Raw genomic sequence first — 26,018 nt, forward strand, 5'->3', positions numbered from 1 at the left:
GTTGTCACAGTAGTGTCACTGACTGATGGCAGTCTTTGACCATTTTTATGAACGTGAATTGAGACATTATGGATAACGACGTTTTATATTATCCCAAAGAATTAAGCTGGCTTGCGTTTAACGAACGCGTATTGCAAGAAGCCGCAGATAAAAACAATCCCGCCGTGGAGCGAATTCGTTTTCTTGGTATTTACTCAAATAACCTAGATGAGTTTTATCGCGTGCGCGCCGCTGACGTGAAACGACAAATTACCATTGCGCAAAATGACGGCAATGAAGAGGAAGCTGAACGCCAAACCGCTCTTATGGCGCTTATTCAGAAAAAGGTCGTCCAGCTTTCTGAAAAGTTCGACCAAATTCATAAGGATGTGGTTAAGTCCCTAGCTCGCTACAACATACATATTCTTCGAAAAGACGATTTAGACGATTATCAAAAGCAGTGGGTACGCAACTTCTTCGTTAACAAAGCACTGCGTCACATTGCACCTATTTTAATAGATAAGAAGACCGACCTACTTAGCCGTTTGAACGGTACGTCGGTGTATTTATATGTGGCGCTTAGAAGAAAGGACCGCAATCCTAAATTTGCGGTTATTCAGGTTCCTACCTCTGAAATGTCGCGCTTTATGCTGATCCCACCGCAAAAAAGCCGCAAGAAGAAGAGCATTATTATGCTCGATGACATGATTCAGCTGTGTATCGAAGACATTTTCCGCGGTTTCGTGAAGTTCGACGAAATTGAAGCATTCTCGTTTAAAATGACGCGTGATGCGGAATATTCTATCAACGAAGAAATTGACGAAAGCTTCGTTGAAAAGATGTCTGAAAGTATGAAGCAGCGCCTTATCGCTGAGCCTGTGCGTGTTATCTACGACACGAACATGCCAGAGGACATGAAATCTGACTTGCGCAAGCGACTTAAGATAACCAAGCTAGATACCATGCACGCTGCTGGGCACTATCGTAACTTTAAAGACTTTATTGGCTTCCCTAATGTGGGTCGAGAATATTTAGAGCATACGCCGCTGCCTGCTATCGACAGCAAGGCATTCTCTAAGTACAACACCGTTTTCGATGCCATTACTGCGCGAGACATACTACTGTACTACCCGTACCACCGCTTCCTACACTTCACCGAGTTTTTGCGTCAGGCGGCTTTCGACCCGAATGTTAAAACCATACGTATTAATATTTATCGTGTTGCCAGTAATTCACGCATTGTAAACTCGTTGATTGACGCAGTAGACAACGGCAAAAAAGTAACCGTTGTGGTAGAACTTCGCGCCCGTTTTGACGAAGAGGCAAATATCGAATGGTCTAAGCGCATGACTGATGCAGGTATACGCGTTGTACTTGGCGTGCCTACTCTTAAAATTCACTCTAAACTTTGTATTGTGACCCGTGAAGAACGGGGCAGTTTGGTGAACTATGCGCATTTCGGTACGGGTAACTTCAACGAGAAAACAGCAAAGATTTATACCGACTACAGCTTATTCACCCGTAATCAAGAACTCGCCGATGAAGGCGTGGCGGTATTCGATCTTATTCAATACCCTTACCGACGCTACAAGTTCCAGCATCTTCAAATATCGCCATTAAACGCCAGAACCAAAATTCAGTCGTTAATTCGTCAAGAAATTCAGCATTTGAACCAAGGTCAAAAGGCACAAATCACTTTCAAAATTAACAACCTTGTTGATAAAGAACTCATTGATGATTTGTACCGGGCTAGCCAGGCGGGGGTTAAGATCCGCGGTATAGTGCGCGGTATGTGCTCACTTAATCCAGGGATAAAAGGAATAAGCGAAAACATCGAAATTATTTCTATTGTTGATAGATTTCTCGAACACCCACGCGTGATGATTTTTGAAGGAGGCGGCGATAGAAAAGTGTATATCTCTTCTGCCGACTGGATGACCCGTAACATGGACAACCGCATTGAAGTAGGTTGTCCAGTGTATGATAAAGGTCTTCAGCAGCGCATTGTTGATATAATGGAGCTACAATTTAAAGATACCCTGAAGGCTCGAGTGATTGACAAGGATCAGAGCAACAAGTACGTTCGCAGGGGAAATCGTAAAAAACTTCGTTCTCAGATAGAAATTTATGACTATTTGAAGAAGCTAGAAGACACTTTGTAGGATAGAAAATTAGTACATGACCCAGCACGAATCAGTTTTTAATGACGTGGAAACCCGCGAAGTCAATAAAGTCGCAGCACTAGACATTGGCTCAAATAGTTTTCACTTAGTAGTAGCACGCATTGTTGCTGGGTCTGTGCAGATTCTGCATAGAGTTAAACAAAAAGTACGCTTGGCCGAAGGTCTCAACGACGACGATATCTTGTCTAATGAAGCGATGGAGCGTGGGCTTGCTATGCTAAAAGTAGTAGCAGAGAGCCTGAAAGGTTTTGAGCCCGACTCCGTGAGAATTGTCGCCACCCACACGTTGCGCAGGGCGCGTAACGCCCGCGATTTTATCAGCGCAGCAAAAGATATCCTTCCCTACCCTATCGAAGTCATTTCTGGTGTAGAAGAAGCGCGACTTATTTATTCAGGCGTTGCACATACTAACCACTCCGACGGCCAACAGCTGGTTATTGATATAGGCGGTGGCTCTACTGAGTTCGTTATTGGCGAAGGTTTTACGCCTTTACTTTGCCGCAGCCTTCAAATGGGCTGCGTAAGCTATACCAAACGGTTTTTCCCTGACGGTGAGCTAAAGCCAAAAGCCTTTGATCGCGCTATCACGGCTGCACAGCAAGAGCTTGAGTTAATAGACAATAAATATCGCAGACTGGGCTGGGTCCAGTGTATCGGTACGTCTGGTACCATTCGTTCGCTGTTTACACTTTGTCAGCAAGACAGACCCAATGGCCACGATATTCCGGTGACACTTAAAAGTTTGCGCAATTTAATGAAGCAATTCATAAGCGCAGGGCATATAGACAAATTAAGCTACCCAGATTTAAGTGAAGATCGTCGTGTGGTTATTGCTGGCGGCCTCGCTATTCTTATCGCCGTTTTCAAAGCGCTAGAGATTGAAGGCTTGGTGTACTCGCCTGCCGCTTTGCGTGAAGGCGTGCTTTATCAGATGGAAGATGAGCTTCATCACGCTGATATTCGCGGCAGAACCGCGAGTAGTTTGGCAACCCGCTATGATGTAGATACGTCCCAAGCCACTATGGTGCTTAATACAACCCTTTCACTTTTCAACGATGTTGAAAAAGCATGGAAACTTAAAGGGCGTGACTTTAAAAGCATGCTCGGCTGGGCAGCTTTACTTCACGAAGTCGGCATGCAAATTAACTCTCGAGGCATACAAAAACACAGCGCCTATATTCTTGGTAATGTGGACATGCCTGGGTTTACGCAGGAACAACAATTACTGCTTGCTACGCTCGTGCGATTCCATAGAAAGAAAATTCGAACCAATGAATTGCCCGCATTTAATCTTTTCGATGAGCAGTCGGTTAAGCATTTAATCGCGTTACTGCGTTTGGGTGTACTGCTTAATATTAAACGCCAAGAGGGTTTTGTACCTGACCTCGTTGTTAATGTAGAAAAGAACGAACTGACCATTACCTTCCCCGATGGCTGGTTAGATGAAAAACCTATTATCTCAGCTGACCTGCTACGAGAAAGCCACTACTGGAAAGCGCTTGATTTAAAACTCACAGTTGTTCCTGATATCGAGCAATTACATCCCGCGGTAGAATAGACAAACAGCGCCACTCACAATCGCGCTTTCGATTTTAAAAGCGAATGGCGAATATACTCGAATACTAAAAAAATGGGGCCTTGAACCGATTGAGTCGGCGCATTAGCCCCACTTAGTCTCAGCACACTAATTATTGAGCTTCAACTTGCGTACTTTGTGACTGCACGCTGTCGTATTTTTTAAACCACGCCAAGATATTTTCAACTTTACCAATCATTCTAGATGGCTTAGAAGCAATCCCGTGGGGCGATCCAGGTACTTTTACCAGCACGCTATCAACCTTTTGAATCTTTAACGCTTGATAGAACTGCTCGGTCTCAGACATTGGCGTGCGCTTGTCCTCCACTCCCGTGATCAGCATGGTGGGGGTCGTTACATTGCCTACTAGCGATAGCGGTGAGCGCTTCCAGTAGTGCTCTACATTATCCCAAGGCATACCCGGAAATTGGAAAGGGATTTGATATAGACCTGAATCGGCAGTCAGCACTTTCGATAACCAGTTGATAACGGGTTTAGCGACTACGGCTGCTTTAAATCGGTTAGTAAGGCCAATAGCATAGGCTGATGCAATGCCGCCTGCTGAACCACCAGTAATAAACAGTCGCTCTGGATCAGCGATGCCTTTTTCAATAAGTGCATCTACGCCCGACATATGGTCTGAGAAGTCATATTCCGAACTGTATTTCCCTTGAAGTAGCAATGCAAAGCGTTCTCCATAACCTGTACTACCTCTGTGATTATCATAAAACACCACGTAGCCCTCTGCAGCCATGCGCTGCAGCTCAGCCGTGAAGACAGGGCCATAAGCGAGATTAGGTCCGCCGTGAATTTCCAAGATAAGCGGATACGTTTTCGAGCTGTCATAGTTTGGCGGCAGAATGTACCACCCCTGGATTTCTTCGCCATCAATAGAAGACGGATAGACAATTTCTTTTACTTCGCCAAGTTGCTTATGACCTAGAACGTCTTCGTTTAGTGCAGTAAGCTGTCGCTCGTTTCGCGTAGTGACATATAAATCAGCGGGCCGATCGGTACGTCCTTTGGTATACGCCACTACATCATCAACAGCGTGATAAGTGCCAAACACATAAGGTCGTCCTAACGTAGTACCGCCCAGCCCCTTAGCTACGGCTTTTACGCTGCCCGATAGCGATACCACATCCACCTGCGCTAAACCGCGAACCGACTGCTGAAAATAAACGTGCTTATTATCTTTCCAGTGAAAGTTAGACACTGAATTATCAACGTCTTTTGTTAAGTTTTTGGCATCTGTACCGTCACTTTTCATCACGTACAAATAGCTATTTTTGTACATCACTTTTTCGTCATCGCGGCGTGCGTAAGCAATGTGCTTTCCGTCAGGCGATACGACAGGCGATGATTCAAGGCCTTTGTCGTTGGTAAGCTGTGCGATATTACCCATCATATCCACAGAAAAGATGTCCCCCTCAACAGGCTCATACTCCCAATTGTCACTGCGGTTGGCAGAGAAATAGATTTTGTCGCTATCAGGAGAGAAACTTAAGCGCCCATTGTGGTGATAGTTCCCTGAAGTAAGCTGTCGTGCTGTGCCTCCGTCAGCAGGAACAATAAAAATATGGGTGTAAGCAGGTTCAAGAATGCCTCGGCCGTCGGCTTGATAGCGCGCTTTGGTAATATATTGAAAGCTAGGAGACCACTTTGCACCGTCAGGCTTTTTAGGCATTTTAATGTCTAGCGGCTTTTCCTTGGCATCAACGCTCATAGTGAAAGCAATGTGCTTACCATCTGGCGACCAAGTGATGTTACTTGGGTTTGAGGTGACATTTGTTACGAGTGCCGTTTGCCCTGTATCCATCCAGCGCACATACAATTGCGGTTTACCTTCTTCATTAGAAAGGTAAGCCAATCGGCTACCGTCTGGTGACCAGCGAATAGAATAGTAACTCTTTTTCGACGACAGTAAGGGGCGGTGTGACTTTCCATCAACCGACGCTAGCCAGACGTTCGCTCGACTGCTATCCGACATAATGTCGTTTGAACGGCGCACATACGCAACATATTTACCGTTTGGCGACACCTGAACTTCGCTCACGTATTCCAAATTAAAAATATCTTCCGATTTAAAATAGCGTTCAGAGTCGGTAGTAAGAGATTCTCTCTCATTGCTTGCAAGCGCTGTGGATGGCATAGCTAGCGTGCCTACGCTAAATAGTGCAGCCCATATAGCAAACCGTTTTTTGACTGACGGGTACCTGTGATTTCTCGTAAAAGACATATCTCACCTTAATCTATTTGTTCTTATCCGTTCTTTTTTATGGGGTGATCACGTTGTAGTGATGCATTTATCGTCTCCATATTACTGAATATATTCAGCCAATAAAGATTAAACGTTGAGCGACATCGCTAGGCGATTAAGCGCAGTACACAGGGGCGCTGGCTTTAGCCGAATGGTTAGTTGCGTGATAGCGGTAAAGTGCTAACTTCTATATAAGGCTTAAAGGTAATGCCCATGAATAATCCACACGGCGAGTTTGAATGTAGCGTAAGCGGTCAGTTGCTGCTCTTCTCAGCGCGCGGACCGTGGAATGACGAAACCATGAGAAATGGCGTAGTTAAGATGTCTTCTGACATTTCAAAATTCGAAAAGGGCACTAAATGGGCACAAGTAAGCTGTCTTTACGGTGAAAGCCTGATGCCCCCTTCCACCTTTGATATTTTTGTAAAACAAACTCGGGTAAGAAAAACCCGCGGCCTGTCGTTTCTTGCCGTGGTGATATTAGATACCGACATTATGCTGACAACTAAGCATCAGATTTCTCAGTGCTACGACGCTGCCGAAGTTGCTTATGGCTTTTACGAAACGGTAGAAGATGCTTTGGAAGCGATGACGAATAATGGCTATGATTTTGATAGTGACGAAGCTGAGCGCTTTTTTGCCCGCTTTAACTTTACGCGTTAACATTTAACACCGCATGCGTTCTGCTTTTGTCACACGTTGAGTCTGAAATTCGCAGCCAGCTTTTGATAAAGGCGAAAAAAGGAGAGCGAGCGCTCTCCTTTTTATTTTAAGACTGCCATCCGCCTCCGAGTGCCTGATACAAATCGACCAGTGCGGCCATTTGCTGCTGACGAGTTTCTATAAACTCGCTACGCGCTTCCAGTGCTTCTCGTTGCGCAAGCAGCACCTCTAAATATTCACCATGAGCTGACGAAAAAAGCCTATTGGCAATATCAATCGACTGTTCGAGTGAAGCAATTTGATGACGCCGTGCTTCAGCACTTTTCTCCAAATTATCAAGCTTCGATAAACTGTTTGTTACTTCAGCTACCGCCGTTAAAACGGTCAGTTCATATTCGTAAGCCGCTTCAATTTGTTCGGCGCTGGCATTTTGATAAACCGCCTCAATCGCCCTGCGGTTTATTAATGGCGCAAAAACATCACCAGATAAAGAATATGCCAATGACTCAGGCACATTAAACAAGTAGCGACTATCAAACGCCGATAAACCTACCCCTGCTTTTAGCTCAAAAGAAGGGTAGAAGTTGGCTTTAGCCACATCGATATTTAACTCTGCTGCTTGGAGCGTGAGTGCAGCTTGTTTTATATCAGGGCGATTGTCTAATAGCGCAGAGGGTACACCCACCTGCGGGCTTTTTAGCTCGGCGCTGAGCAACACGTTACTGTCCCTTTGAATGGGCTGTGGAGTGCGTCCTAATAACAGATTGAGCGTGTTCTCTTTCTCTAGGATTTCCTGCTCAATCAAGTAACGCTCGCTCTCGTTTTTCTTCACTTCCGCGTTAAAGCGCGCAACAGGTAGCGATGACGCCCGCCCGTATTCTTTCAACGCATTAATAGTGTGAATAACATTACGCTGTAGCGAAATGGTTGAGTCAAGATTCTCTAGCTTGTTATCTAGCGCCAGCAGTTCATAGTAAGTACGCGCAACTTCAGATACTAACTGGGTAACGAAAAAGTTCTTACTTTCAACCGATGCCAAGTATTCAAGCGAGGCCACTTTAGACGCATCTCTCAGCTTATGCCAAACGTCAATTTCCCACGACGCATTAAGGCCTAGCTTTAAGTTTGCCAGCGGGTCGGGAAATTCTTTATCCTCCTTGATATTTAACTGTTCTTCTACTGCGCCTTCCCGGGTATATTCGCCTACCTTTTCGGTTTCAGCGGCTACCCCCGCAGAGAGTCGAGGCAAATATTCCCCTTCCCGTGCATACACTTCATTCGACGCCATATTAATGCGTTGAATTAATATAGACACCTCTTGGTTGTTCTTAACCGCCGTATCCACCAGCGCAGAAAGCGTAGGGTCGTTAAACCACTCACTCCATTGAATATTTGCTTGTGTACTCTGGTTAATCCCTTGACCAGCCTGAGTATCCACTTGCGAAACTTTCGCGTTAAACTGCTCTGGCAAATCTAGATTAGGGTTTCGCGTTTCAATGGTAGGGATGGCACATGCCTGTACTAACAACGCACTACTAAGCGCTAACCACAGCGGCTTATAAGTAAATCGCTTTTTATTTATCATCGCTTAGCACCTCATCGTTATAGTGGTAAGTTTCAGTAAGAGGGACATGATCTTCGTTTTTGATTAATGACTTACCTTCTTCAAGTTTGGCGAACAAGTAGTAAAGCCCAGGAATAACCAGCACACCAAAAACAGTGCCGAACAAAGTACCGCCTAAGGCAGAAGCACCAATAGTTCTATTTCCCACTGCGCCTGCCCCCGTTGCAATAACAAGCGGAATTAGCCCTGCTACAAACGAGAACGATGTCATTAGGATTGGACGGAAGCGCTGTTTGGCCGCTTCAACAGCTGCGTCAGCAATCGATAAGCCCTGCTGATTTTTTTGCACTGCGTATTCCACAATAAGCACGGCATTTTTGCCGAGTAACCCAACCAGCATAACTAAGCCAAGCTGCGCATAAACGTCGTTGGCCAGCCCCATTCCTTTTAGAAACAGGAATGAGCCGAGAATACCGGTAGGTAGTGAAAGAATAACCGCAAAAGGTAGAAGCAGACTCTCGTACTGTGATGCCAGCACGATATATACAAACAACAATACTACGGCAAAGATAACGATGGCTTCATTGCCTCGTTTAGCCTCGTCAAATGACAGGCCTTCCCAACCTATGTCATATCCTTTTGGCAGGGTTGCAGCCGCTACTTCCTCAACTGCTTTTATCGCTTGCGCCGAGGTATACCCTGCTGCAGGCTCTGCACGAATTGCTGCCGAGGTATAAAGGTTGTAGCGTGTAATTTCATTAGGGCCTTGGGTTTTAATCAGCTTCAAAAAGGCCGAGTAAGGCACCATTTCACCCTCTTCGTTTTTCACGTAGTAATCCAATAGGTCACTGGGATAACGACGATATTCCGGTGCACTTTGTGTGTACACTTTGAAGAAGTTATTAAAGCGCGTGAAGCCTTGCTCATAAGTACTACCAATAAGAATATTCAAATTCTCCATGGCCGCGCCAATAGATACCCCTTTCTGCATTGCAGCTTGGTTATCTATCTCAATTTTGTATTGAGGATAATCGGCTGCGTAAAACGTGAATAAACCTTTTAGCTCATCACGTTTACCGAGTTCTTCCATGAAGGCTTTGTTGATTTGATCGAACTCTTGATAGTCGGTAGTGTTGGTTTTATCGAGTAAACGAAATGATAACCCCGACGACGCGCCATAACCCGGCACAACAGGCGGTTCGAAATACTCAATCACTGCACCTAAGTGGTGTGTCTTGGCTTCCAGTTCTTCAATGATGTCACGTACCGACTGTTCGCGATTAGCCCAATCTTCAAGGTTAATCAAGCAGGTGCCTGCATTTGAACCTCGACCTTCCGTAAGGATTTCATAGCCAGCAAGCGAGGACACCGAGGAGACGCCTTCAACGTCCAGCGCCAAGCTTTGCAGCTCTCGCGCTACTGTATTCGTCGCTTCAAGGGTACTGCCTGGCGGTGTTTGAATAATGGCATAGATTTGCCCTTGGTCTTCACCGGGAATAAAGCCTGTAGGTAATGCCTGATTAACGCCAAAGGTACTTACCACAAAGCCCGCAAGCAGCACTAAAGTAACACTGCGGCGTGTAACGATAGCTTTGATAATGCCTGTATAACGACCGGTTAACTTATTGAAATAATGGTTAAACCCATCAATAAACTTGCTTAATGGCGTTGCTTTTCTTGTGTGTGAATGAGGGTTTTTAAGCAACATTGCACACAGCACTGGCGTTAATGAAAGCGCCACAATACACGAGATGATAATTGACGATGACATGGTAATAGAGAACTGGCGATAGAAGACACCTACCGGGCCCGTCATAAAAATAAGGGGCACAAAAACCGCCGTCATCACCAGTGTAATCGCGATAATAGCTCCCCCCATTTCGCCCAGTACTTGTTGGGTCGCCATATAAGGGGTTAGGCTGCTGCTCTCTTCCATTTTCGCGTGAACGGCCTCCACGATAACAATAGCGTTATCTACCACAATCCCTATCGCTAATACGAGAGCGAACAGAGTAATAAGATTTATGTTCACCCCTGTGGCCTGCATGCAGAAAAATGTTCCCACCAGTGAAACTGGCACAGCAAGAAGCGGGATAAGTGTGGAGCGCCAGTCACCCAGAAAGATGAACACCACCAAGGAAACCAAAATAAAGGCTTCAAACAAGGTATGCAGCACTTGTTCAATAGAGGCATCTAGAAACTTGGAAACATCGTAGTTGATTTCGTACTTCATGCCTTCTGGAAACGTTTTTTCTAGTTCAGCCATAGTGGCTTTCACCTGAGAAATAACCTCGTTGGCACTGCTTCCGTAGTTCTGCTTAAGTACTATGGCAGCGGAAGGATATCCGTCTTTGTTTGAATAAATATCGAAAAATTCACTACTTAACTCAACATCGGCAATATCACCTAATTTGAGCAAGCGACCGTCGGAATCGGCGCGAATAATGATATTTTTATATTCTTCAGGCTCGTCGTAACGTCCTTCGTAAATCAGCACGTATTCTTTGGACTGAGCAGTAATGCCTGAGCTTCTGCCAAGTCGTCCAGGGCGTCCAATCAAGCTTTGCTCGTCTATCGATTCCATGATCTCATCTACAGAAACATTGTAAGCACGCATGCGATCAGGCTTTAACCAAATTCGCATGGCGTACTGGCGACTTCCCAATATTTTTGCACTGGCAATACCGTTTACCCGCTGTATCTCTGGGATAAGGTTGATATTGGAATAGTTGTACAGAAACTTTTCATCAGCCGTTTCGTCCGTGCTATAAACGTTTATGTACATCAACATGCTAGGCTGAACCCGCTCTAGTACCACCCCTTCTAACTGCACGAGCTGGGGCAGCCGGTTCATGATCTGGTCAAGCCGCGTTTTCACATTAATGAGCGCCTGATTCGGATCTACATCTAAATCGAAGATAACTTGAATGGTGGCTTCACCCGCGCTGGTCGCATCAGACACGATGTACTTCATGCCCGGCACACCGTTGATTGAACGCTCAATGGTAACCAGCGATGACTTCACCAATACATCAGCGCTCGAACCGGGATATGCCAGAGAAATAAGCACTCGCGGCGGAGCAATATCTGGAAACTGTGACGTGGGTAGGCTAAACACCGACAACACGCCCAAAAATATAATCATCAGCGATAGCATGATGGCCATCACTGGACGTTTAATAAAAACTCCAAACATAGCGCCCCCTTATTCTGCGTGCAGTGACAGTTCAGCTAATGTGTCGCTGGCTGAAATAAGTTCAGGCTCTATCTCATCGCCGTTCGAAACTCTTCGCAGTCCTTCAATCAAAATAGTGTCGTCCGGCGCTAGTCCGTCTGAAACCAGATAGATGTTAGGGAGTTCTGCAGCGATGTTAATGTGGCGGGTTGCTAACTTGTTCTCGCTATCCAGCACATACACAAAGCTTTGATCGAGAATTTCGAATGTGGCTTTCTGAGGAATAACTAAAGCATCCGGATAGGCAATATCCACCATGACATTACCGGTTTGCCCATGTCTTAGCAGTTGGTCTGGGTTAGGGAAAGACGCACGCATTTCAATGGTACCGGTATGATTATCAAAATCAGCTTCAATGGCATCTATCACGCCTTGATGCGCGTAAATACTGCCATCGGCAAGCTTTAATCGCACTGACGTTTGATCATTTGATGCGCTGTTCTGCGCGTACTTTAAATACTCTGATTCAGGCACATTGAAATACACCCACATTGTGCTGATATCAGACAATGTGGTGAGCAGTTCGCCCTCATCAAGCAAACTTCCCGTTCGAGCTTCCAGTCGGTCCATTTTGCCTGTGAACGGCGCTTTGATATCTGTGAATGCTAAGTGAGTCTTTGCCAGTTCAACTTCAGCCTGAGCTTTTTGAAGCTGTGCTTCTATGACGGCAAGTTCGTTAGGAGAAACAATGTTTTGTTCAACAAGCGACTTTGTATTTTTGTACTCCATCTCTACCGCTTTAGCCTCGGCTTCAGCGCGGTGTAGTTCAGCTTCATATACGTTCGGCATTATTTTGAACATGGGCTGACCACGTTCTACCGTTTGCCCCTCATCAACAAAGGTCGATTGAAGATAGCCTTTTTCCATAGCTCTAACTTCAATATGTTGAATGGCACGTATCTGACTGACGTACTCTTTTACCAGCGTTGTGTCTTGTAAGATAGGATGAGTAACGTTGAATTGAAGTTTTTCGTGATGCGCAGCATGTTCTTCATGTCCACAGCCACCTAAAAGTGCGGAAACAATGCTTACTGCAAGAAGTGCTTTTTTGCTCATAATGTAAATTCGTAATAAAAAGGCTAATCGTGACATGCCTTATAAAAAGACAGCATGCCACTAGCGCGCTTTCAGCAAATAGGTTCACCGCTGATAATTAAGCACGCAAAAACATCCAGCAAAGCGCTGGCGCGTTGTTAGGAATATCGAATTAACGTGTTTTTTAGGTAGCCAATAACCGCTAAACCTAAAAAACTAAGCAATAGGCGGCGCTCGGGTTAACGGCGTTGCGTAGTTAAGGGATGTTTTGAAAAGCCCACGCGGACGTGGTTTTGCGGTATCCGTGAAGGAGTCCGTAATGTAATCCAGCACAACATTTTGTGGCGGGACGGGCTCTTCCGGCGCACTTTCCTCAGTATCAAATTCAAAGGAATATTCTGAGATAGAAGCATCAAAATGATGCTTGAACGTGATCGGCTTGTAATCCTGTTTAAGTCCAGATAAGCAAGTAAACAACAACGCAATTAATGCGTATATGGTGTACTGCTTCATGTACTGATGATTATTCACCGATGATTATTCCAGAAATTCAATTATATAAGGAAAATTGCGGCGTTATGCTACACAGGCGATTACGCTTTTACAAGAAACATTCTTACTAGTAAACGCAGGCAATAAGCGATTGCACGTTTTCAGAATTGACAAAAGCGGAATGGAATAAGAAGTGACAAAACCGCACAACGAAAAAGAGCGCCATTAGGCGCTCTTTACAATCAATTTAAAAGGAGAGAATTAAGCTTTAGACGCTTGGTAGATACCTTCAATTGCAGTATCAAGCGTTGCTTCAAACTCTTCTTGAGTTTGCTGTGCAGATACGCCTTCTGTCAGTGCGCGAGAGAAACTCGCGATAATACCTTGGTTTTCTGCCAGCTTCGCGTTTGCTTCCTCGCGGCTATAGCCACCAGATAGCGCCACTACTTTAAGTACACGAGGGTGATCAACAAGCTCTTTATAGAAGTTTGCCTCTGTCGGAAGCGTAAGCTTAAGCATGACTTCCTGACCTTCGTTTAGCAGATTAAGCTGGGTCAAAATCTCTAGCTTAAGTAATGCTTCTGCTTCCGCTTTTTGTGGACTGTGAATATCCACTTCTGGCTCAATGATTGGAACAAGGCCCGCGGCTAAAATTTGCTTACCCACTTCAAATTGCTGAGCAACAACGTCTTTAATACCTTGGTGATTCGCAAGCTTAACAACACTGCGCATTTTAGTGCCAAATACATCTTGCTCCACCGCTTTAGCTAGCAGTGCATCAAGACCTGGCATTGGCTTCATTACCTGCACGCCGTTGCTTTCTTCAGCTAATCCTTTATCTACCTTTAGGAACGGAATTACGCGCTTCTTCTGCCATAAGAAATGTGCAGAAGACATGCCTTCAATTTCTCTATCAAGGGTGTTTTCAAACAAGATTGCGCCAAGAACGCGCTCGCCGCTAAAAGGGGTGCTGGTGATAATGCGTGTACGCATTTCGTGAACAAGATTAAACATCTCTTCGTCTGAGCTATACTCTGACTCTTCGATGCCGTATAAGCGCAACGCTTTAGGGGTACTACCGCCGCTTTGATCTAACGCTGCAATAAAACCGGTTTGCGTCTTCAGTTTATCCAGCATTGCCTGCTGAGCTTGTGATGCCATTGCAACACTCCTTTTGTATATTACTGCCTTAATAGACAGGTGTAGGGTTTATTGTTATACCAATTCTATTAAAGATCTGTTTGTCTCAGACGCAGCATGCCAGCACCTTAAGTAAACACATCTGTAATAAAGTTGGTATTTATGCCTGCGTACTTCACTGTTTCGCAGGTGTAATCGTTTCCGATTAAAAGGTCACGCTCAAAAATGCTGTTACTGAGCGTGACACTTATGGGGTAACGTTTGTACTAGGCCTTAGCTATCTAGAGCTTTAAAACGCTGCGTTTTCATGCAACGCCCAGGCTTATTTATTTTTTTCTTCTAGTACTGCTACCGCTGGTAGTGTTTTGCCTTCCAAGAACTCTAGGAACGCGCCACCACCTGTTGAAATATAAGAGACCTTATCGGCAATCCCGTATTTATCAACTGCTGCTAGTGTATCACCACCACCTGCGATTGAGAATGCGTCGCTTGCCGCAATCGCTTCAGACAGCGCTTTTGTTCCAGCACTGAACTGTTCAAATTCAAATACGCCTACAGGGCCATTCCATACAATGGTTCCCGCGTTCTTGATAATGTCCTCTAACGCCTTTGAAGAGTCTGGACCAATATCAAAAATCATATCGTCGTCGGCAACGTCACTGACTACTTTTAGCGTCGCTTCGGTATTCTCATCAAACGCTTTGCCCACGACCACATCTGTAGGTACTGGAATATTACCGCCATTCGCCTGTGCTTCATTCATAAGCTGCGTGGCTTGCTCGGTAAGGTCCATCTCTACTAGTGACTTACCTACATTATGGCCTTGAGCAGCAATGAAAGTATTGGCAATACCGCCACCAACAATCAGCTGGTCAACTTTTTCAGCAAGTGTTTTGAGTACCGTTAACTTGGTAGATACTTTAGAGCCACCCACAATAGCAACCATTGGACGCTTAGGGTTGTCTAGCGCTTTGCCAAGTGCGTCTAATTCTGCAGCAAGTAATGGGCCAGCACAGGCTTTTGGTGCAAATTTAGCAACGCCATGAGTAGACGCTTGTGCGCGGTGAGCAGTACCGAACGCATCCATAACAAAGATATCGCAAAGTGCTGCGTACTGTTTTGCTAACGTTTCGTCGTCCTTCTTTTCGCCGTTATTAAAACGTACGTTTTCAAGGATAACTAATTCGCCGTCTGCAAGCTCCACGCCATCTAGGTAATCTTTTACAAGCTTAACCGGTACGTCTAGGGCGTCATTAAGATAATCAACAACAGGTTGAAGAGAGAATTCGTCTGCAGGCTCGCCTTCAGTAGGACGACCAAGGTGAGACATCACCATAACTGCCGCACCTGCGTCTAGGGCTGCTTTAATCGTAGGGATTGATGCTTTGATACGCGCATCAGAAGTTACTTTGCCGTCTTTTACCGGCACGTTTAAATCTTGTCTAATTAATACGCGCTGACCTCTTAGGGCCATATCGCTCATGCTTGGAATTGCCATCGTCTTTCCTATGTTAATTTAAATTCAGTAGAGCGTGTTTTGAAGGTAAGACACGCTCAAATTAACTGTGAAAGCTGCGCGGGCTGGTGCTACCAACCCTTGGCAGCATCAATGCTTTATTTTGCGTCGAACATCACTTTTGCGGTATCGAGCATACGGTTTGCAAAACCCCATTCGTTGTCACACCATACTAGTGTTTTAACCAGTTGTTTGTGACTGACTCTTGTTTGTGTGCCATCTACAATACACGAGTGAGGGTCGTGATTGAAATCTACCGACACCAAAGGCTCTTCGGTGTAGTCCAAAATACCCTGTAAACGCCCCGCTTTTGCATTGCGAAGGGCTTGGTTCACTTGCTCAATCGTTACCTTAGATTGAAGCGTTACACTTAAATCCATGGCAGTAACATTGATAGTTGGCACTCGAACCGCAATGGCTTCGAATTTTCCCGCAAACTTAGGCAGAATGCGCTCTATACCGGCAGCAAGTCGGGTATCAACGGGAATAATCGACTGACTTGCAGCACGGGTTCTGCGCAAATCTTCGTGATAGGCGTCGATAACTTGCTGGTCGTGCATAGACGCGTGAATGGTTGTGATCGTACCACTTTCAACACCGAACGCAGCGTCTAGCGCTTGGATAACAGGAACAATGCAGTTTGTGGTGCAAGAGCCATTGGAGACTAATTTTTGTTCACTGGTCAACGTGTCTTCATTGGTTCCGAAAATGACCGTATTGTCTAAATCTGGTGACCCGGGTGACGAGAAAAGCACTTTGCCAGCGCCTGCATCTAAATGTGCTTGCCCCGACGCTCTGTCATCAAACTTGCCCGTACACTCAAGCACAATATCAACGCTCAAGTCTTTCCAGGGTAGGTCTTTAATATCGCTTATCGCGAGCAGTGTAATATCGTCGCCTGCGACATTTAGCGTGTTATTTTTTAAGGCCACATCAAAACGGAACCGCCCGTGGGCGGTATCGTATTTAAGTAAATGTGCTATGCCTTCGGGTTTAGCAATGTCGTTAATGGCCACCACGTTAAATTCGTTGTTGCGCCCACTTTCATACAGCGCGCGCAACACGTTACGACCAATACGACCAAACCCATTTATGGCAATATTTACCATAGGCTTATCTATTACCTCTTATAGAGACAGTGCAGCCTCTACTACAGCGTCAGTGGTAATGTTGAAGTGCTTAAACAGGTCGCCAGCAGGTGCAGATTCACCAAAGGTGTCCATTCCCACGATAGCGCCATTAAAGCCAACGTACTTGTACCAGCTATCTTTAGACAGCGCTTCAACCGCTACGCGTTTAACAACGCTAGAAGGCAGTACGCTTTCACGGTAATCAGCAGACTGACGGTCGAATACGTCAGTTGATGGCATAGACACTACGCGAACGGCCTTACCTTGCTCGGTTAGTTTCGCTGCGGCTTCAACGGCTAGCTGAACCTCAGAACCGGTAGCAATAAGAATAAGCTCTGGCGTACCTTCGCAGTCTTTAAGTACGTAACCACCTTTCGCGATATCAGCCACTTGTTGAGCCGTTCTTTCTTGCTGCGCTAAGCCTTGACGCGTGAAGATCAGCGTTGTTGGGCCGTCAGTGCGCTCAATAGCAGACTTCCACGACACAGCAGACTCAACCTGATCACAAGGGCGCCAGTTATCAAGGTTAGGCGTTGCTCGTAGCGCAACCACCTGCTCCACCGGCTGGTGAGTTGGGCCGTCTTCACCTAGACCAATTGAATCGTGGGTGTAAACGAAAATTGCAGGCTGCTTCATTAGCGCTGCCATACGTACCGCGTTGCGTGCATATTCCATAAACATTAGGAAGGTTGCACCGTATGCCTTGAAGCCACCGTGAAGGGCAATACCATTCATCATGGCCGACATACCAAACTCACGTACACCGTAATAAATGTAGTTACCTGAGGCATCGTTTGCTTCAACGCCTTTGCTACCTTCCCAGATGGTAAGGTTAGAACCAGCAAGGTCGGCAGAGCCGCCTAAAAGCTCAGGAAGTAACGGACCAAACGCATTCAGTGCATTTTGCGACGCTTTACGTGACGCGATATTTTGTGGGTTAGCTTGAAGTTCAGCGATGATAGCGTCTGCTTTGTCGCTGAAATCTGCTGGCAACTCGCCATTTACACGGCGTTTGAATTCTGCTGCAAGCTCTGGGTAGGCGGCTTCGTATGCAGCGAAAGCGTCATTCCACGCGCTTTCCGCGTTTGAACCTTTCTCTTTAGCATCCCAACCAGCGTAAATATCGTCTGGAATTTCGAACGCGCCATGGCTCCAGCCAAGCTTCTCGCGAGTAGCGACAATTTCGTCCTCACCTAGTGGTGCACCGTGACAAGACTCGGTACCTTCTTTATTAGGCGAGCCGAAACCAATGGTGGTTTTACAACAAATAAGCGTAGGTTGCGCAGTATTCGCCTGTGCCTTTTCAATAGCGGCTTTTACTTGCTCTGCATCGTGCCCGTCAACGCCATCGATCACTTCCCAACCATAGCTCTTGAAGCGTGCTGGTGTATCGTCGGTGAACCAACCTTCCACTTCGCCATCAATTGAAATGCCGTTGTCATCCCAAAACGCGATAAGCTTACCAAGGCCTAGCGTACCGGCTAGTGAACAGGTCTCGTGTGAGATACCTTCCATTAAGCAGCCGTCGCCTAAGAATGCGTATGTGTGGTGGTCAACAATAGTGTGACCATCTTTGTTAAATTGTGCCGCTAGTACTTTTTCGGCAAGCGCCATGCCCACAGCATTACTGATACCTTGGCCTAGTGGGCCAGTGGTCGTTTCAACACCTGGCGCATAACCGTACTCTGGGTGACCTGGCGTTTTTGAATGCAATTGGCGGAAGTTCTTTAACTCTTCAATTGGCAGTTCGTAGCCTGAAAGGTGAAGAAGAGAGTACAACAGCATCGAGCCGTGACCATTTGAAAGCACAAAGCGATCGCGGTTAGCCCAAGATGGGTTTGCAGGGTTGTGTGATAAGAAATCACCCCATAGTACCTGTGCGATATCAGCCATCCCCATTGGGGCACCTGGGTGACCAGATTTAGCTTGTTGAACGGCATCCATGCTTAATGCACGGATTGCATTGGCGAGTTCACGACGAGAGGGCATGTTGTCTCCTGATTTATTTTGTATCTTTTGTTTCGTATCTTAGCGGGCTAGGCAAGCTAGACGAGCGTAGAGGTAAGGCGTTCGCTCTACTTCTTTATACGAATGAATGTGGCGTTATTCTTACCTATGCCACCTTTCAGTTCAATGGGTTTTCATTGCCAATAGCGAAAGTCATAGTAAAAAATGGTCTATACCTTAACCATCACGTATTCCCATTACAGCAAAAACAGTTATATCTGACGCCTAGTTTTACAAATACATCATTAACTTCGACAATTACGACCTGAATAACCCTATAAGTGATCGGGTTGTGTCAACTATTCGTAACGAAGAGACTTTTAGACGTCTAGAAGTAAAGACTGGTATTTATAACTTGTTTTAGTACAATATACGACTATTTTGATAATTTAACGCTTACGGAGCATTTATGGCCACGCATTTATTCACATCCGAGTCAGTGTCTGAAGGACATCCGGACAAAATTGCTGATCAGATCTCAGATGCGGTTCTTGACGCTATTTTAGAACAAGATCCTCGCGCTCGGGTGGCCTGCGAAACGTATGTAAAAACCGGTATGGTTTTAGTGGGTGGTGAAGTAACTACCTCTGCATGGGTAGATATTGAAGAGCTTACCCGAAAAACAGTTAAAGAAATTGGCTACACGCACTCAGATATGGGCTTCGACGCTGATTCATGTGCGGTATTAAATGCTATTGGCAAACAGTCACCTGACATCAATCAAGGTGTTGATCGCGCAAGCCTTGAAGAACAAGGTGCTGGTGACCAAGGTCTAATGTTTGGCTACGCTAGCGACGAAACTGACGTACTAATGCCTGCGCCAATCACGTACTCTCACCGCCTTGTTCAAAAACAAGCCGAAGTGCGTAAATCTGGTAAGCTAGACTGGTTACGCCCAGATGCTAAAAGCCAAATTACTTTCAAATATGAAAACGACAAGCCTGTAGGCATCGACGCGGTTGTGCTTTCAACTCAGCACTGCGATTCAGTAAGCACGGAAACTGTTCGCGAAGCGGTAATGGAAGAAATAATCAAGCCAGTGCTTCCAAGCGAGTGGATTGATGCAAATACACGCTTTCACATTAACCCAACGGGACGATTCGTTATCGGTGGTCCAATGGGCGACTGTGGCTTAACAGGTCGTAAAATCATTGTTGATACTTACGGTGGTATGGCCCGTCACGGTGGTGGCGCGTTCTCTGGTAAAGATCCATCAAAAGTAGACCGCAGTGCAGCATACGCGGGTCGTTACGTTGCTAAGAACATTGTTGCAGCAGGTCTTGCCAAGCGTTGCGAAATCCAAGTGTCTTATGCAATTGGTGTGGCAGAGCCAACGTCTATCAGCATCGATACCTTCGGTACAGGTGTGGTAGATGAGAAAACGTTAGTAGCACTGGTCCGTGAACACTTCGACCTACGCCCGTATGGACTTATTCAAATGCTAGACCTTGAGCGCCCTATTTACCGCCCAACGGCTGCTTACGGTCACTTTGGTCGTGACGAATTCCCTTGGGAAGCAACAGATAAAGCAGAAGCGTTAAAAGCATCGATTTAATTCGACAACCAAATAACGCTTTTAAATACGCCGCTCAGTTTTTATGACGCTTTGCAAAAAAGTGTTTGTATAAACTAGCGGCGTTTTTTATTTGGCTAGCAAAATCAACGAAACAAATAAAAAACAGTAAAGAATATTTTCATCATTTATTTTTTGCAGCTATGCTTAAATAACGAACACACTATCGCTTGTAGTTTCTGGTTGTTTACAAGCCATGATAACAACAACTTGGGCTCTTCCATGAATGTGGTTACTGGAATTCTTCTGGCACTTACTTTGGCTGCGTCTATGGCGGCTTCCCCCGTGCTCGCGGAAATAAATGCTCCCCACTACAGTCCTATCCAATTCAAAAGCAAAAAAATAGCGCGGTGGCAGCTAAATAGTATGTACCGCATTCAATCTACAACCGAAACTTATCTATACGACAACAGTTATACCTACCCAGCGGGCTCACAAGGTATGTTTAGCGCCAGCAGGCGGTTTAACACTTGGGTTCCGCAAAAGGTCTATGCAACGTACAAAACCAACAATACCGCCTTTCAGCATTACGCAGAGTGGCTTTATTTACCACATGATGTAGGTACTTTTACTCGGTTGGGCTGGCTGCTTGGCAAAAGCGAGGGTTTAAACATGGCGGTAGAGCTTGAACATAGGCAAGTTGGGGAAGAAGAGAATATGGCTCTCTCATTGGGCGTCAATTACTTGTTTTAGGTCACCGCTACATTGCACTCACAGTGCGCTTTTAGTATTACACCCCATCATAAAGACGAAACGTAGTTGCCGTTATGCCAATGATAAGGTTTTTGCGTAAGTCTGTTGAATTACCATCGCGTCGGAACTCGCTCTATGACGCTTAACATCAAGTTGGCTCGCAAGGCGGCTTTTCACCTCATGCCATTGATTCATTTGTGCTTCAGACAAAATATATTCCAATGCTCTACACGTGAAAGACATTTCTACCTGCGCTGCGGCGTAGAGCTTAATTAGCCACGGGTTATCAACGACCCAACCGTCACTGTAAACAACCGTATTGCCAAGGAAGTTATTTAACTCAACACAGACTTTTCGAGGCTCTTCTCCTCGAGTTTGCAGCATCTGCTGCGTTATGCCGTGCAGTGACTCCGCTTTTCGATCCCAGTGAACCCACGAGTCAAAGGGCCGAAGTAGCTTACACCACTTTGCACCATCATAGCGCACGATACCTATTTCAATAGGGTAACTCGCTGCGCCAAATCCACTTGCTTCAATGTCTATTATTGTTGGCAGGGTATTCTTTCGCACTCACGCTCCAAACCGCTGTTTATCCTTGCTTGCAACATACGCAAACCATTTTTATCAGGCGGTTTTACTGCTACCTCGTCACCAGAGGAACAACTAAACAACGTCGAACACTGTTTAGCAAATGTACAACCACTCTTCTCGAGATATAAGCTAATAGTAGAATCGTGCCACAATTAATGCGCACTCGTTTAGTACACCACCCCGTCGCCAGCGCTCAAAAATCTCGTAAAAGCTCTCAAAAAAGCATCAAACTTATACTAAAGGATAAGATGTTTACGCTAAAAGACTGAGCACATTGCTATACACTTTTAAGGTTAACATTTAGGTAGCCTATTCATGCGTGCACTTTCTATCTTTCTCTCGCTGGCTTGCGTCTTTTCAATTTTTACTGCAAGTAAAGCATTAAGTTCAACGGAGCCTCTGGTGATTGGTATTGATGCCGATCTTTCAGCGGTAGCTGTTGAAGGTGGCATCGCGATTACAAGAGGGGTCGAGCTTGCCGTCGACGAAATAAATGCCGCTGGTGGGATTCTAGGTCGTCAAATAAAAGTTATTGCGAAAGACCATCGCGGCAACCCAGCTCGAGGTGTATATAACATTGAGCAATTTTCCCAAACTCCCAATTTACTTGCGGTAGTAGGCGGCGTTCATACACCTGTAGTTCTCGCTGAAGTCGACCCAATACACGAAAAAAACATTTTGATGTTGGTTCCTTGGGCAGCGGGGACGCCTATTATCGACAACGGGCACTCACCGAATAACATATTTCGCGTGTCGGTACGCGACGCTGAAGCAGCGTCAGTCCTAATTAATCACGTCAAATATATGGGGCTATCAAATATCGCGTTGGTACTGGAAAGAACAGGATGGGGACGCTCAAACCTTGAATCATTAACTCAAGCTGCAAGTAATAATGATATTGATATAACAGCAACCCATTGGATAAATTGGCAGCAGAAAGACTTTTCTGAGGATATCGCGGCAATAAAAAGCGCGAAAGCGGAAGCGATTATTCTTGTCACTAACGTTCCTGAAGGTGTTGTGGTACTCGATGAGATGGCAAAACAAGGCATCGCCTCTCTCCCTGTTGTGTCGCATTGGGGAGTCGCGTCGGGTCAGTTCGCCTCTTTACTTGCAAAGCCCATCGCTAACTACAATGTGTCAGTACTTCAAACCTTCCACTTCAACCACCAGAAAAATACCAAAGCAAAAAGCTTGTTAGAAGCCTATTATAGTAAGTATGGCTTGGTGGATGCGACTGCGATAGGTGGTGTGACAGGTTTGGCTCATGCTTATGATTTAACTCATTTAATCGCGGCAGCTGCTGCGAAAGCTGGTAGTATAGAAGTAGACGCATTACGCGGTGCGCTAGAGTCTCTTCAAAATGTCCAAGGTGCAGTGAAGCACTACACAGCTCCATTTTCAGAGGACAGACACGATGCACTCTGGGCAAAGGATTATTTTATGACTACGTTTAACGAAAAAGGTCACTTGGTAACAACGGGCGTGCAATGATGCAGCAGCCCCCAAGGTTACGCTCTCTTCTGCTTTCAAGCATGCTTCCGCGACTGGTTTTACTCGTCGCGGTTTTGTCTATCATTCTGTTTGCTCTCTCTTTTCACTTCATTGTTAAACAAACCGACCAGCTTCAACAACAATCTGTTGATGGTTTAGAACAAGATATCAATTACATTGTTAGCGACACCACTAGACAGCTAGCAGACTTGGCAGCTAACGATATCATCATCAATTCTTTGGTTGATTTCGAGCAAAGGGATAATTACCTTCCCATGTTTTTCCGCTCGTTAAATTTAACTCAGGCGAAAAGTGTCGAGTTTGCACTATTTGATTTTGCCGGGAACCGGGTGATTGATAAAAACTGGAATGCTGTTATCCCCGAGTCGCTCAGTAGTGCATGGCGCCAGCAAACCCTTGGTTCATCGAATGCATACTCCTCGGTATCAAAGTACGGCGTATTAATAAGCGTTCCAGTGTTACTTAGAGGCGTAGCGGAAGGCGCACTTGTCATGTATGTGGATAGCTTGCAGTCTTTGCTCGCGCCCTATCCCAGACTGACTAACCAGCTTGTTACCGACTCTAGTGGGCATGTCCTGTTTAGCAGTGAGCCATCACTCATTGCTCCCAACTCAAGCTTTTCCGATTTTGATGACAGCGGCTACGCTATAAAAAAGGCTGATTGGCAAAATCTAACCTTATACAGCGTGAAACCCACCATCACCGCATACAGAGAAGCCGCATGGACTGGGATTGTATTGCTGGCAATGATTGTAGGCTTCGTATTTATCATTTTGCATATGGTGAGTATGACGGGAACGCTTGCCGAGCGAACACTTTCGACTTTGTACAATGACATTAAGAATCGACTAAACAGTGATGATAAGACCTCACTACGCCTTGATAGTGAAGTTGAGGCCCAAGAACTTGCGGATATTCGCGAAGCGTTTGACAAACTGATTTGGGATTTGACAGAGGTTTCACTGTCTAACGAACAGTTTTCTAACGTGTTGGAGTCAATGGGCGATATGCTTGTTGTGGTTGATCAAGACAAGAAAATTTTACTTTCTAATAAGCGCTTCGACGACTTTTGTCATGACCAGTACGGTGAAAAGAACGGTATTTTGAAGTTCATTATGCAAAAGCTTGCTTCTTCACAGAGCAATGAACTTACACACTTTTCGGTATCAACCGGCCAAGAGCGGTTTGTTCATTGGACTAAAACATCACTGGCCGATGCTAATGGTAATATTCGTGGTGATATCTATGTTGGTAGCGACGAAACTGAACAACGCTCTCTTGAAAGTCACGTTAAAGTGCTCACTCACGCTATGGATGAAGCAACCGTGTCGATCATCATTTCGGACATTAAGCGCGTCGGCCAACCAATAATATACGTAAACAGTGCCTTTGAAGAGCTTACAGGCTACAGTCGTGAAGAAATAATCGGTCATAATTGCAGGTCGATGCAGGGCGATGAAACCAGCAAGCAGACAGTTGACCAAATCCGCGAGGCTATTGCAGTGCGCGAGCCTATTGAAACGACGCTGCTCAACTATAAAAAAGACGGCAGCGCCTTTTATAATCGTTTGAATTTAACGCCGGTAAAAATAAATGGTGAAGTCACTCACTATATCGGGTTTCAACAGGACGTTACTCAACAACGACAAACCGAACAGTATCTTCAGGATGCGCGAGAAAAAGCGGAAGAGTCTGCCCGTCTTAAATCGAGTTTCCTCGCTAGTATGAGCCATGAAATACGCACGCCAATACACGGTATTTCTGGTGTTTTGCAGTTAATGGCTAGCTCTGAACTCACTGAGGAGCAAAAGCACTACCTGTCTCTTGCTAAGTTTAGTATCCAAGGCCTTTTACATATCGTAAATGATATTTTGGACTTCTCTAAAATTGAGGCAGGCCAACTGCAAATTGAAGAAAACCCATTCGACATTTTAGAGTCGCTTGAAAACCTTCAAAGTCAGTACGCGATTATGTGCCAAGAAAAAGGGTTAGCGCTACATTTTCACTTTGATTTACAAGGCTTTCACGTTGTACAAGGCGATGATGTTCGCTTTAGACAAATACTCTCGAACTTGTTAGGTAATGCCGTGAAGTTCACCGACAGTGGATGTATTGAAGTCACCACCAGCATTCAGCAAAATGCAGATAACAGCCTTAGGCTTTTATGTAGCGTAAAAGACACCGGCATTGGCATCGCACAAGACAAGCAAAGTACAATCTTTGATGTCTTTACCCAAGAAGACCTTTCTACAACTCGCAAATTCGGCGGAACAGGCCTTGGTCTTTCTATTAGCAAACAATTATGCGAACTCATGGGCGGCGATATAAAACTTGAGAGCGTTAAAGGTCACGGAAGCACGTTCTCTTTCACTATTATGCTTGAACAAGCCGACGAAGCCCTGCTTAAGCCAGTTCACCACTCCTCAGGAGTGAAACGGGAAAAAGGGAAAAAACGCAAAGTATTAATTGTCGAAGACAACGACATTAATCAGGTTATTGTTAAACAGCACCTAAATAACCACACTACATTGAGTGCCAAATCAGGCCTAGAGGCACTTGAAGCGTTGAACAAAATGAAAGTGACCTTTGATGTTGTCTTGATGGACTGTCAAATGCCAGAAATGGACGGCTTTGAAGCAACTAAACGCATAAGAAATGGTGAGGCCGGAGAACGCTATTTGAATGTGCCGATCATCGCACTAACCGCCAATGCCATGAAAGGTGACAAAGAGCGCTGCGTTAACGCCGGAATGGACGATTATCTAAGTAAACCTTTTGATGCTATTGACCTCATCGACAAAGTTGAGCATTGGGCAAGCATTGAAAGAAATAGTGAAGAAAGCGTCGTTCATTAATCTATTGAAGT

The 26,018-nt window shown here is 45.4% G+C and carries 17 protein-coding genes; 7 read left to right on the forward strand and 10 right to left on the reverse strand.

What is annotated here, in order from left to right; all coding sequences use genetic code 11:
• Window positions 1–68: 68 nt before the first annotated feature.
• Together ppk1 and ppx are read left to right on the forward strand one after the other, a co-directional pair.
• The gene (gene ppk1, locus MHM99_RS06725) at window positions 69–2,141 is read left to right on the forward strand and encodes a polyphosphate kinase 1 (protein ID WP_014948398.1); all 2,073 of its coding nucleotides are present in this window, start codon (window positions 69–71) and stop codon (window positions 2,139–2,141) included.
• 16 nt (window positions 2,142–2,157) lie between these two features.
• Entirely contained in the window at window positions 2,158–3,720 is a 1,563-nt protein-coding gene (gene ppx, locus MHM99_RS06730; protein ID WP_049586202.1) for an exopolyphosphatase, read from the forward strand.
• Window positions 3,721–3,850: 130 nt separating this feature from the next.
• On the opposite strand, the gene MHM99_RS06735 is transcribed toward ppx, so the two are convergent.
• Entirely contained in the window at window positions 3,851–5,977 is a 2,127-nt protein-coding gene (locus MHM99_RS06735) for a S9 family peptidase (protein WP_049586201.1), read from the reverse strand.
• A 234-nt stretch (window positions 5,978–6,211) separates the two neighbouring features.
• Between MHM99_RS06735 and MHM99_RS06740 the strand changes: the two genes are divergently transcribed.
• Complete coding sequence (locus MHM99_RS06740; RefSeq protein WP_049586200.1) at window positions 6,212–6,661, forward strand: hypothetical protein; 450 nt, start codon at window positions 6,212–6,214, stop codon at window positions 6,659–6,661.
• 106 nt (window positions 6,662–6,767) lie between these two features.
• On the opposite strand, the gene MHM99_RS06745 is transcribed toward MHM99_RS06740, so the two are convergent.
• From MHM99_RS06745 to tkt, 8 genes are all read right to left on the reverse strand, one after another.
• The gene (locus tag MHM99_RS06745; RefSeq protein ID WP_049586197.1) at window positions 6,768–8,246 is read right to left on the reverse strand and encodes an efflux transporter outer membrane subunit; all 1,479 of its coding nucleotides are present in this window, start codon (window positions 8,244–8,246) and stop codon (window positions 6,768–6,770) included.
• Window positions 8,236–11,421, reverse strand: a complete 3,186-nt coding sequence (locus MHM99_RS06750; RefSeq protein WP_049586195.1) for an efflux RND transporter permease subunit — start codon at window positions 11,419–11,421, stop codon at window positions 8,236–8,238. The genes MHM99_RS06745 and MHM99_RS06750 overlap by 11 nt, the downstream gene beginning before the upstream one ends.
• Window positions 11,422–11,430: 9 nt before the next feature.
• The gene (locus tag MHM99_RS06755) at window positions 11,431–12,516 is read right to left on the reverse strand and encodes an efflux RND transporter periplasmic adaptor subunit (protein WP_049586225.1); all 1,086 of its coding nucleotides are present in this window, start codon (window positions 12,514–12,516) and stop codon (window positions 11,431–11,433) included.
• A 195-nt stretch (window positions 12,517–12,711) separates the two neighbouring features.
• Window positions 12,712–13,026 (reverse strand): hypothetical protein, encoded by a 315-nt coding sequence (locus MHM99_RS06760; RefSeq protein WP_230633693.1) that lies wholly within the window; start codon window positions 13,024–13,026, stop codon window positions 12,712–12,714.
• A 222-nt stretch (window positions 13,027–13,248) separates the two neighbouring features.
• Window positions 13,249–14,148 (reverse strand): fructose bisphosphate aldolase, encoded by a 900-nt coding sequence (locus MHM99_RS06765; RefSeq protein WP_049586194.1) that lies wholly within the window; start codon window positions 14,146–14,148, stop codon window positions 13,249–13,251.
• A gap of 301 nt (window positions 14,149–14,449) precedes the next feature.
• Window positions 14,450–15,625: a phosphoglycerate kinase gene (locus MHM99_RS06770; protein WP_049586192.1), complete on the reverse strand. Its 1,176-nt coding sequence runs from the start codon at window positions 15,623–15,625 to the stop codon at window positions 14,450–14,452.
• Between the two features lie 116 nt (window positions 15,626–15,741).
• Window positions 15,742–16,752: an erythrose-4-phosphate dehydrogenase gene (epd, locus tag MHM99_RS06775; RefSeq protein WP_049586190.1), complete on the reverse strand. Its 1,011-nt coding sequence runs from the start codon at window positions 16,750–16,752 to the stop codon at window positions 15,742–15,744.
• Window positions 16,753–16,770: 18 nt separating this feature from the next.
• Complete coding sequence (gene tkt, locus MHM99_RS06780; protein ID WP_049586189.1) at window positions 16,771–18,762, reverse strand: transketolase; 1,992 nt, start codon at window positions 18,760–18,762, stop codon at window positions 16,771–16,773.
• 427 nt (window positions 18,763–19,189) lie between these two features.
• Here tkt and metK point away from each other — a divergent pair, with 427 nt between their 5' ends.
• Together metK and MHM99_RS06790 are read left to right on the forward strand one after the other, a co-directional pair.
• Window positions 19,190–20,335: a methionine adenosyltransferase gene (metK, locus tag MHM99_RS06785; RefSeq protein ID WP_049586187.1), complete on the forward strand. Its 1,146-nt coding sequence runs from the start codon at window positions 19,190–19,192 to the stop codon at window positions 20,333–20,335.
• A gap of 240 nt (window positions 20,336–20,575) precedes the next feature.
• Window positions 20,576–21,046 carry a hypothetical protein gene (locus tag MHM99_RS06790; protein WP_014948381.1) on the forward strand — a complete coding sequence of 157 codons (471 nt, stop codon included), beginning with the start codon at window positions 20,576–20,578 and terminating at the stop codon, window positions 21,044–21,046.
• Between the two features lie 72 nt (window positions 21,047–21,118).
• Here the strand turns inward: MHM99_RS06790 and MHM99_RS06795 are convergent, their stop codons facing one another.
• The gene (locus MHM99_RS06795) at window positions 21,119–21,616 is read right to left on the reverse strand and encodes an exonuclease domain-containing protein (RefSeq protein ID WP_014948380.1); all 498 of its coding nucleotides are present in this window, start codon (window positions 21,614–21,616) and stop codon (window positions 21,119–21,121) included.
• Window positions 21,617–21,952: 336 nt separating this feature from the next.
• Between MHM99_RS06795 and MHM99_RS06800 the strand changes: the two genes are divergently transcribed.
• Window positions 21,953–23,131 (forward strand): ABC transporter substrate-binding protein, encoded by a 1,179-nt coding sequence (locus MHM99_RS06800; RefSeq protein ID WP_049586185.1) that lies wholly within the window; start codon window positions 21,953–21,955, stop codon window positions 23,129–23,131.
• Window positions 23,128–26,007 carry an ATP-binding protein gene (locus tag MHM99_RS06805; RefSeq protein ID WP_197047967.1) on the forward strand — a complete coding sequence of 960 codons (2,880 nt, stop codon included), beginning with the start codon at window positions 23,128–23,130 and terminating at the stop codon, window positions 26,005–26,007. Before MHM99_RS06800 ends, MHM99_RS06805 begins: the two co-directional genes overlap by 4 nt.
• The last annotated feature ends 11 nt before the right edge of the window (window positions 26,008–26,018 follow it).

It is taken from the genome of Alteromonas sp. MmMcT2-2 (genome assembly GCF_022348305.1).
GTDB classification, from domain to species: Bacteria; Pseudomonadota; Gammaproteobacteria; order Enterobacterales; family Alteromonadaceae; genus Alteromonas; species Alteromonas macleodii.

Coding starts and splice junctions, on each gene's coding strand:
- ppk1 (WP_014948398.1), top strand. CDS start 69: ATGGATAACGACGTTTTATATTATCCCAAAGAATTAAGCTGGCTTGCG.
- ppx (WP_049586202.1), top strand. CDS start 2,158: ATGACCCAGCACGAATCAGTTTTTAATGACGTGGAAACCCGCGAAGTC.
- MHM99_RS06735 (WP_049586201.1), bottom strand. CDS start 5,977: ATGTCTTTTACGAGAAATCACAGGTACCCGTCAGTCAAAAAACGGTTT.
- MHM99_RS06740 (WP_049586200.1), top strand. CDS start 6,212: ATGAATAATCCACACGGCGAGTTTGAATGTAGCGTAAGCGGTCAGTTG.
- MHM99_RS06745 (WP_049586197.1), bottom strand. CDS start 8,246: ATGATAAATAAAAAGCGATTTACTTATAAGCCGCTGTGGTTAGCGCTT.
- MHM99_RS06750 (WP_049586195.1), bottom strand. CDS start 11,421: ATGTTTGGAGTTTTTATTAAACGTCCAGTGATGGCCATCATGCTATCG.
- MHM99_RS06755 (WP_049586225.1), bottom strand. CDS start 12,516: ATGAGCAAAAAAGCACTTCTTGCAGTAAGCATTGTTTCCGCACTTTTA.
- MHM99_RS06765 (WP_049586194.1), bottom strand. CDS start 14,148: ATGGCATCACAAGCTCAGCAGGCAATGCTGGATAAACTGAAGACGCAA.
- MHM99_RS06770 (WP_049586192.1), bottom strand. CDS start 15,625: ATGGCAATTCCAAGCATGAGCGATATGGCCCTAAGAGGTCAGCGCGTA.
- epd (WP_049586190.1), bottom strand. CDS start 16,752: ATGGTAAATATTGCCATAAATGGGTTTGGTCGTATTGGTCGTAACGTG.
- tkt (WP_049586189.1), bottom strand. CDS start 18,762: ATGCCCTCTCGTCGTGAACTCGCCAATGCAATCCGTGCATTAAGCATG.
- metK (WP_049586187.1), top strand. CDS start 19,190: ATGGCCACGCATTTATTCACATCCGAGTCAGTGTCTGAAGGACATCCG.
- MHM99_RS06790 (WP_014948381.1), top strand. CDS start 20,576: ATGAATGTGGTTACTGGAATTCTTCTGGCACTTACTTTGGCTGCGTCT.
- MHM99_RS06800 (WP_049586185.1), top strand. CDS start 21,953: ATGCGTGCACTTTCTATCTTTCTCTCGCTGGCTTGCGTCTTTTCAATT.
- MHM99_RS06805 (WP_197047967.1), top strand. CDS start 23,128: ATGATGCAGCAGCCCCCAAGGTTACGCTCTCTTCTGCTTTCAAGCATG.